The following is an 8505-nucleotide window of genomic DNA, read 5'->3' on the forward strand; positions in this document are numbered from 1 at the left end:
GGGGGGGCCGCCTGCGGCGGCCCCACCGGCCCCAAAATCCCTTACTCCACCTCCACCGCCATCGCCACGGCCTCGCCGCCCCCCAGACACAGGGTGGCGATGCCCCGACGCAGCCCGCAGTCCCGCAGGGCGTAGATCAGGGTGACCAGGATCCGGGCCCCGCTGGCGCCCACCGGATGGCCCAGGGCGATCGCCCCGCCGTTCACATTCACCTTGCTCCAATCCCACCGATACCCCTGGCGCTCCATCGCCCGGGCATCCGCCAGGACCTGGGCGGCGAAGGCCTCGTTGATCTCGATGAGATCCACCTCCTCCCAGCGCCAGCCAACCCGCTCCAGCAAGCGGGGGATCGCCTTCGCCGGCGCGTAGAACAGCCACTGGGGGGCCACAGCGGCCTGGGCGTAGCCCACGATCCGGGCCAGCGGCGGGACCCCCAGCGCGTCCGCCTTGGCCCGGCTCATCACCACCACCGCGGCCGCCCCGTCGTTCAAACCCGGGGAATTCCCGGCTGTCACCCGCCCGTTCGGCCGGAAAACCGGCTTGAGCCGGGCCAGGGCCTCGATCGAGGTGTCCCGCCGGGGGCCCTCATCTGTATCCACCACCCGGGTTCCCCCTTTGCCGTCGGGTGTTTCCACCGGCACGATTTCCGCCCGGAATTTCCCCGCATCGATGGCCGTGATCGCCTTGCGATGGCTTTCTAAAGCGAAGGCGTCCATTTCCTCGCGGGTGACCTCGAACTGATCGGCGATGAACTCCGCCAGCTCCCCCATCAGCACCTGATGGAACGGGCAACGCAGCCCATCCGCGATCAGGCTGTCCTCCGCCTGGAGATGGCCATAACGCATGCCGGCGCGCAGGCGGATCAAATGGGGGGCATTGCTCATGCTCTCCATCCCGCCGGCGACGATGAGATCCGCATCGCCCGCCCGGATGGCCTGGGCGGCCAGCATAATCGCCTTCAATCCCGAGCCGCACACCTTGTTCACCGTGACCGCCCCGATCTCCGCCGGGATCCCGGCGAAGACCGCGGCCTGGCGGGCGGGGGCCATGCCGCTGCCCGCCTGAACCACCTCGCCCATAATGACCTCATCGATCTGGCCGGGATCGATGCCGGCCCGACGGATGGCCTCGCGGATCGCGATAGCGCCTAATTGGGGAGCCGACAGCGGAGATAGCGCCCCGAGCAGCTTGCCGATCGGCGTGCGCGCGGCCCCCACAATCACCGGATCTCGCCCGTTCTTGTCCATGCCCTTTCCTCCTTTCGGGATCCGCTGCCTCCTCCCGACGCCCATAGCCCATGATTGCGACCGGTTCCTTATTCCGCGCGAGATTTCACAAACGAACGATCGTTTAAAAAAGATATCTTTGGAGGCTGGCTGGATCCCTTTGGCGCACCCCACGGACCAGGGGCCTGGTCAGGGTCCTCCCTTCGGGGAAGGATTCGCAAGGGCTTCGAAGAGAGGGCGAAGACGACGATAGGTATCATCCAGCCATTCCGGGAGCACCCGGGTGTTACCAACGACCGGCATAAAGTTTGTATCCCCGGTCCACCGGGGGACCACGTGGATGTGCACGTGATCCGCCACGCCTGCGCCGGCCGGCCGGCCGATGTTGGCGCCGACGTTGAAGCCCTCCGGTCGATAAGCCTGACGGAGAACGCGAAGCGAGAGGGCGACCAGCTGCATCATCTCGAGCAGGGTGGGATCATCCAGATCCTCTAAGCTGGGCACATGGGCATACGGGATCACCATCAGATGGCCGTTGTTATAGGGGTAGCGATTGAGGGTCACATATGCGGTCCGGCCGCGGAAGAGGATATGCTCGGCCTCATCGGAACCATCGATCTTCAGGCAGAAAATGCAACCTTGAGGCGCCTCACCCTCGCCTTTGAGGTAGGCCATCCGCCAGGGAGTCCACAGACGCTCCATCGTCGCTCCGTCCGGAGAATCAGAGTGCCTTGAGCGGAGGGAGCCGCCTCCGGCGGCTCTCCCAGTCCTTATACGACGCCATGGGCAACTTCAGGCGACCAGCCCGATCCAAGCGCCCCAGGGAGGGAAGCAGGCCAGGCCCCTCCTCCCTAAAAAATCTTTTTGGGGCTGGGGCGCCACCTTCAGCGGCACCCCAGCCCCCAAACCCCCGGGAGAGTTCGGAAGTTGCCCATGGCGTATACGTTCTTCTCCACCATTTTATCTGAGCGCCACTCCTTTCACAACGTGTGGATCCGGCTGAATCCGCCCGGAGCTTTCCTGTTTTGATTTATGAAACGAGCCCCTTTCCTCCGCCGTGGCCCCTCCAATCGTCAGCCGTGAAGCGCTACCGAAAAAAAGAGGTTGAAGGCGCCTTATTCAGTGTCCGCTTCCAACCCCTTTGGCGTTGAGGGGAAAGGGCTCTATGACAAGCCCGGGGGTTGGAGCGCTTCCCCGTCCGCCCTGCCAGCCCCGGCTTGTCCCGATCCTGCCTGTTCAACCGGCGGAGCCGGGCGCCTTCGGCGCCCGGCTCCGCTTCGAAAGCTTTGGGGGAAGCGAGCTGCGTGACTCCTGCAGAGCAATCAGGGTCGTCCGGAATCCGTCAGCGGCGCCCCGGAGGAGTTTGCCCCGGTCCCTTCCCATCGTCCTGTTGACCGGGAGGGATGCGAGGGGTGGGCTGACGTTCCTGCCCCGGAGGAGTGCGCTGCGGCCGTGGCGTCTCTCGCCGCTCCAGGCCCGGTGGGGTCCGCTCTGATCGAGGGGTCTCCCGCCGCTCCAGGCCCGGTGGGGTTCGTTCTGATCGAGGGGTGTCCCGCCGCTCCAGGCCCGGGGGAGGGCTCATGCGCTCCCGCAGGATCTCCGCGGTGGGTTCGGGGAACGCCGCCGGAGTTTCCTCGGGGAAAAGCGGGATGCCTCCTTCTGGCAATCCCAGGAAGCGAGTCAACCGCCTCCACTCCTGCTGAGCCCGGGCCAGCTCGGACCGGGTTTCCGGAGGAGCAACCCGCAAAGCTTGATCGAGGATCGCCCCCTGTCGTTCATACAGGGCGCGAAGTCGAGCGCGACGTGGGGAGGATTCTCCACCCGGGGAGCGAGCAGCTTCCTCCAGATATTGCAGGCTTTCCTCCGCCAGCGCTGGGAGCCAGCGCCCCTGCGTCGTCGCCGTTTCAAACTCTTCCCAGCGCCGCTCGGCCAGCCAGAGGGCTCGCTCCTCCGGAGGCATCGTCGCCACCAACAGGCCCTCCACAGCGCGCTTCACCGGATACAGCGGTTCATCGGGCAGGCTGGCTTCCGCCGCGCTGACCACCCTCAGCGCCACCAGGATCAAGCCGAGGAGGGCCACCAGAGCGCCTGCCCACCGGAGGGTCATGGAGGAAACCACCAACCGGGCCTTCGCCCGCGAAGCGTAAAGCTGCCCCTGGCGGATCATCCGCTGAAGCGCCGGGGGGCGTAAAGACACCTCCTGGCCTTTCCGGAGCCAGAGGGCCGTTTTCAGCAGAGGAAGCAAGGAGGTCGCCTCCGGGAACTCCCGCAGGCATGTCTCCAAGTCCGCCCCCTGCTCCAGCCGGCGCAGGCAGCGCTCCAGGATCTCCGCTTCGTAGATGTCTTCATTCTGAACCATTATCGTGTCTTCTCCAGATAACGAGCTAACGCCGTCAGGGCGCGGTGCTGCAGGGCTTTCACCGCCCCAATGGATTTCCCCATCGCGCGCGCCACTTCCTCCAGGCTCATCCCGACCAGAAACCGTAGGACCACCACCTCCCGTTGCTCCTCGGTGAGCACCCGCAGGGCGCGCTCAATCATCTCCGACACGGCGATCTCATCCTCCGGAATGTCGCGGATCAGCTGCGGCCCGGTCTCCGTATCATCCAAGGCGACCATCGGACGCCGATGCTGCCGTCGCCAGTGGTCGATCAGGCGCGCCCGAGCAATACGGAACAACCAAGCGCCGAAGGGAAGGCCTCGTTCCTCATACCGCGGCAGATCCTCAATCATCTTCAGGAACACGTCCGCCGTCAGATCCTCCGCCAGCTCCACATCGCCAACGCGATACAGGAGATAGCGGTAAATCCCATCGGCGTAATGTCGATAGAGAGCCGCAAGGGCCTCCGGGTCCCCCTTCCGCGCCCGAGCGATCCAGCGTTTTTCCTCAGGATGAGGGGTAAGTAAACCCATCCCTCATCCTCCTATGAAACCGTATGAAAGATAAAAAACGTCACGCGTATCTTCCTGGATGGTTTCTGCGGTTTATTTTGCGGATCAAATTATTTGATCACTCTGACCCCTTACGGGCAGGACCGGGATCCGGAGCGTCGTTCCCAATCCACGGCGAGAAAATTCTATCTCCTTCCCTTCGCCGAACCGGATCCCTTCCCAATTCTGAACCGGAGGTGCTCACGATGCGACGAATTTTCGCCGTTGTGGTTGGTGTTTCGTTAGGCCTCGCGCTGGCCCTGGGGTTCGGATGGGCGATGGCGCGAGGAGTGGGCGCTGCGCCGCTGGGGGAGGAACCCACCCCCACGCCGACACCCACGCTTCCGGTCACCCGGGTTCATCCGGTCGCTCTGGCCCTGGCGCGATGGATCAGCCAGACGTTCCCACAGGCGGGGATCACGGTGACGATCTCCGTGACGGATCTGATGGCCCTTCAGGCCCAGGGCTTCGGCTACGGCGAAATCGCCCGGGCGCTGCAGCTCGTCCTGGCCTCTCAGACCGATCAGGACCCCGCCAACAATCTGACCCTGGAACAAGCCCTGACGCTGGGACGTCAGATCGGGTGGGGCCAGGCGTATCGTCTCTACAACCTGCATCCGGGGGGCCGGGGTTTGGGCGCCATCATGCGATCATCTAAACCCAGGAGCTTCGCCACGCCATCCCCCGCCGCCACGCCCTCTCTATCCGCCCAGGGCGCTCCCGGCTTCCCGCCCGGTCTCTCTAAAGAAAAGGACAACAAACCGCCGCGCGGGATCGGCCGGGGGCGGAGGTAAGCACAAGCCGGAAGCTCGTGTCCCCTCTGGCCCTGAAAGGCCCGCGTGGGGGGATCGAGCCCCCCGAAGGTATCTCGATCCCCCCACCCCGCTACTCCTCCCGGCCGAACTGCCGGGCCAGCTGCCCGATCGGGAATCGCAGGATCGTCGGCCGCCCGTGAGGGCAGGCCCATGGCATGGCGCACCGCTCCAGCGCCCGGACCAGATGTTGCATCTGCTCCACGCTCAGGACCTGACCAGCTTTCACCGCCGCGCGCTTGCAAATGCTTCGGATCAGCTGGGCCTCCAGAGCCCCCTCCACTGGACGGCGGGATTCCTGCAGATCCAGCAGGAGATCCTGGAAGACGGAGAGGATGGCCTCTGCGGAGAGGACAGCCGGAACGGCCTGCAAGCGCACGGTGCGCGGGCCGAAGGGCTCGATCCGGAATCCCAGTTCCTCCAGAAGGCCCCGGTTCTCCTCCAAGAGGCTCATTTCCTCCGGCAGCACGTCGATCAGCACGGGTTGCAGCAGGGGCTGAGCCGGGAGCGGCCCCTGCTGCCGCTGAGCCTGAAGGGCCTCGTAGAGCACCCGTTCGTGGGCGGCATGCTGATCCAGGAGATACAGCCCGTCCGGGCCCTCCGCGATAATGTAGCGGGCCTGGATCTGACCGATGACCCGGAGCGGAGGGAGACCCGGCGAGGCCCTCTCTTCCGCCGGCTCTCCCGCGAGGTCTTCCGAAGGCATGGGGACAGGCCGCGCGGGGAACTCCGTCGCTCTCACCGGGATTTCCGCCGCCTGGAAAACGGGCACCGGCGTGGATTCCCGCAACGCGCGATGTACGGCCCGCTGAACGGCACGGAAGAGTCCATCCGGATCCCGGAAGCGGACTTCGATTTTCGCCGGGTGCACATTGACATCTACCCGCTCTGGGGGCAACTTCACCCACAGGAAAACCCAGGGATACCGACCGCTGGGGAGCAAGGTGTGGTAAGCCTGCAGGACCGCCGCCGGCAACATGCGGTCTTGCACCCAACGCCCGTTCACAAAAAACACCAGCTCCTGACGGTCCGGCCGATCGATCCCCGGCGGGCTGATCCATCCATACACCTGTACGCCATCCGCTTCCTCCGACACTTCGAGGAGCGCATCCGCCAGTTCGGCCCCATAAAGCGCTGCCAGGCGATGGCGAGGCTCCCGAGCGGCTGGTAGAGAGAAGATCTCTCGACCGTTGTGTCGCAAGACGAAGTGAACGTGTGGATAAGCCAGGGCATAGCGCGTGATCCAGAGATCGATCTGCCGTCGCTCCGCCCCTTCCCCTTTGAGGAATTTCAACCGCGCCGGGGTGTTGAAGAATAGATCCTCTACGATCATCTCCGTCCCGGGCGGACGGGCCAGCGGGCGCTGTGCGAGGATCCTTCCCCCTTCGATGCGGAGCTCCACACCCAGGTCCTCGCCGACGGCCCGGGTCCGACAGGTCACGCGGGCGACCGCGGCGATCGCCGCGAGGGCCTCTCCCCGGAAACCCAGGGTGGTCACCCGGAACAGATCCTCCACCGATGAGAGCTTGCTAGTGGCATGCCGCGCGAAGGCCAGTGGGACCTCCGCCGCGGGGATCCCACTGCCATCATCCGCCACCCGGATTCGTCGACGCCCGCCGCCCTCGATTTCCACTTCGATCCGGGAGGCGCCCGCATCCAGCGCGTTCTCCACCAGTTCTTTCACCACCGAAGCCGGGCGCTCGACCACTTCCCCCGCTGCGATCTGCGCGACCAGCCCGGGATCCAGGATCCGGATCGGCATCTGCGCGCTCCGTGGAACAGCCTGCCCCTTAGGGGCTGTAGGACGCTTCGTAACGATTCAGTCCTCATCCCCTCCTTACCTCTTGCCCGTAAGGCGGAAGAGGGGAAGAGGAAATCGGATTCGGAGAGGGTGGAGACCGCTCTTATTTTGCGTTCTCTTCAACAGAAGAGCAATCCCCATCGCTTTGTTGGCCGGCTCAAAGAACATCCGGACCGGGAGGGTTTTGGGGTCCTTGCCGCTTTTCCATGACGACACGGCTGGTCCCAACGGAACCCTTTTCCTCTCTCAAAGTGAACAAAGCGTCAGTGCCCCCGGGTGGAAGTGGAATCGGGACATGGGGGGGTGATCTGGATCCCTCTCCCCACGGCGGTAGTGCTTCGCCCTAGATCGAAGGGAAAAGCTGCGTCGATGCCCTTCCCTACGGGAACCCTCTTTCCCCGAGGCCAAGGGCCCTCAGAGGAAGAGGAGTTTGTGATAGCATCAGCGCTATCCTCACGGCCTGAACGTCCATGGGGAGGGGAGCGAGCGGGGGTTGCTTTCTTAACCCAGCGCCTTTAGGAACTGCTGGGCATCGGCTTCCCCTTGAGCGATCAAGGCCTGGGTTCCTCGCAGGTCGTAACGGAGGATCCGGGAGAGCGGAAGCGGCGTGGCGGGCGCGATGACATGGCAGCGGATCTCCCGATGGCCCGGCTTGAGAGGGCGGCCCTGCCGCACCGCCCGGTTGACCGCTTCCAGCTGCCGATAATCGTTCTCGAACGTCGCCAGGAGGGCCAGATCGAGCGTTAAGGCCAGGGCCTGGAGGGGATGGCGAGGAAGCGGCCAGCTCCCTGCCTCACCCGGCATCGGCGCCAGCAGGACCACGACCATCTCATCGGCGCCGGCCTCAATCGCCGCGTTCAGGGGCGTGTTGGCCATCACCGCCCCATCCCAGAACAGGCCTCCCTCCACCGGGGTCGCTGGGTAGATATAGGGGATACTGCAGCTGGCCAGCAAGTGCTCCGGCCCGATCCGAACCCGCCGGGCTTTCGGGACCGGGCGGTTGGCGAAGACCACGGGGCATCCCTGACGGAGATCGGTGGCCAGCACTAACAGCGCGCGCGGGTTGTCCGGATCGTTCAGGCGGTCGAAGTCCAGATGGCGGATCAACGTCGCTCGCAGGGGAGCGGTGGTAAACAGGCTTTGCCAGATCCGCCAGCGAGGCCGATGAACATGATGAGTCCGCAGGCGAAGCCAGAAATCCACCAGCCGCTCGACGGTCCAGCCTGCCGCCAGGGCCGCGGCGTTCACCGCGCCGATGGATGTGCCCACGAAGATCTCAGGGATCCATCCCGCCCGATAGAGCGTCCGGATGACTCCCACCTCATAAGCGCCTCGCCCACCTCCCCCGGATAGCACCAGCGCACGCTTCCCCACGGCCATCCCTCCTGCGCGTGGCTATTACAGGAGCCTGTGCAATGGACCCTCACGCAATCCACCGCTGCCCGGCACCAGAAAGCCCAGGGATCCAATCCGGATCCGATGACCGCCTCTGTGACCCCTGTTGGAACCATTCCCCATCCCCCAGCTGGACCTTACGCGTTAGGAATTTTCCTAATCCGGCGGCCACCGCGCAACAGCCCCTCTCCCCTTGCTTCCTCCTCCCCACAGTCTCTGGACCTTGGGGAGTAGGGAGCCAAACGCTTTGGGGGGCGGAGCCGGGGGGCGGGGGGGCCCCCCCCCCCCCACCGGCGGGGGGGGCCAGCGGGGGTGTGGTTGTGGATTTTTTATTTTGGGG

7 protein-coding genes are annotated in these 8505 nt (G+C 65.1%); 1 reads left to right on the forward strand and 6 read right to left on the reverse strand.

What is annotated here, in order from left to right; translation table 11 throughout:
* Positions 1-41: 41 nt before the first annotated feature.
* From NZM16_RS07600 to NZM16_RS07615, 4 genes are all read right to left on the reverse strand, one after another.
* The gene (locus NZM16_RS07600) at positions 42-1247 is read right to left on the reverse strand and encodes an acetyl-CoA C-acetyltransferase (protein ID WP_295448362.1); all 1206 of its coding nucleotides are present in this window, start codon (positions 1245-1247) and stop codon (positions 42-44) included.
* Positions 1248-1415: 168 nt separating this feature from the next.
* Positions 1416-1928 carry an HIT domain-containing protein gene (locus tag NZM16_RS07605; protein WP_295448365.1) on the reverse strand — a complete coding sequence of 171 codons (513 nt, stop codon included), beginning with the start codon at positions 1926-1928 and terminating at the stop codon, positions 1416-1418.
* A gap of 640 nt (positions 1929-2568) precedes the next feature.
* A complete protein-coding gene (locus NZM16_RS07610; RefSeq protein WP_295448368.1) occupies positions 2569-3585 on the reverse strand; it encodes a hypothetical protein in 1017 nt (338 codons plus the stop codon).
* Positions 3585-4139, reverse strand: coding sequence for a sigma-70 family RNA polymerase sigma factor (locus NZM16_RS07615; protein WP_295448372.1), 555 nt, complete (start codon positions 4137-4139; stop codon positions 3585-3587). Before NZM16_RS07615 ends, NZM16_RS07610 begins: the two co-directional genes overlap by 1 nt.
* Positions 4140-4363: 224 nt before the next feature.
* Between NZM16_RS07615 and NZM16_RS07620 the strand changes: the two genes are divergently transcribed.
* Positions 4364-4951: a hypothetical protein gene (locus NZM16_RS07620; RefSeq protein WP_295448374.1), complete on the forward strand. Its 588-nt coding sequence runs from the start codon at positions 4364-4366 to the stop codon at positions 4949-4951.
* Between the two features lie 91 nt (positions 4952-5042).
* Here NZM16_RS07620 and mutL read toward each other — a convergent pair whose 3' ends face one another.
* Both mutL and NZM16_RS07630 read right to left on the reverse strand, forming a co-directional pair.
* Complete coding sequence (gene mutL, locus NZM16_RS07625; RefSeq protein ID WP_295479701.1) at positions 5043-6731, reverse strand: DNA mismatch repair endonuclease MutL; 1689 nt, start codon at positions 6729-6731, stop codon at positions 5043-5045.
* A gap of 540 nt (positions 6732-7271) precedes the next feature.
* The gene (locus NZM16_RS07630) at positions 7272-8144 is read right to left on the reverse strand and encodes a patatin-like phospholipase family protein (protein WP_295448380.1); all 873 of its coding nucleotides are present in this window, start codon (positions 8142-8144) and stop codon (positions 7272-7274) included.
* Positions 8145-8505 lie beyond the last annotated feature (361 nt).

The sequence above is a fragment of the Thermoflexus sp. genome, assembly GCF_025055495.1.
GTDB lineage: Bacteria > Chloroflexota > Anaerolineae > Thermoflexales > Thermoflexaceae > Thermoflexus.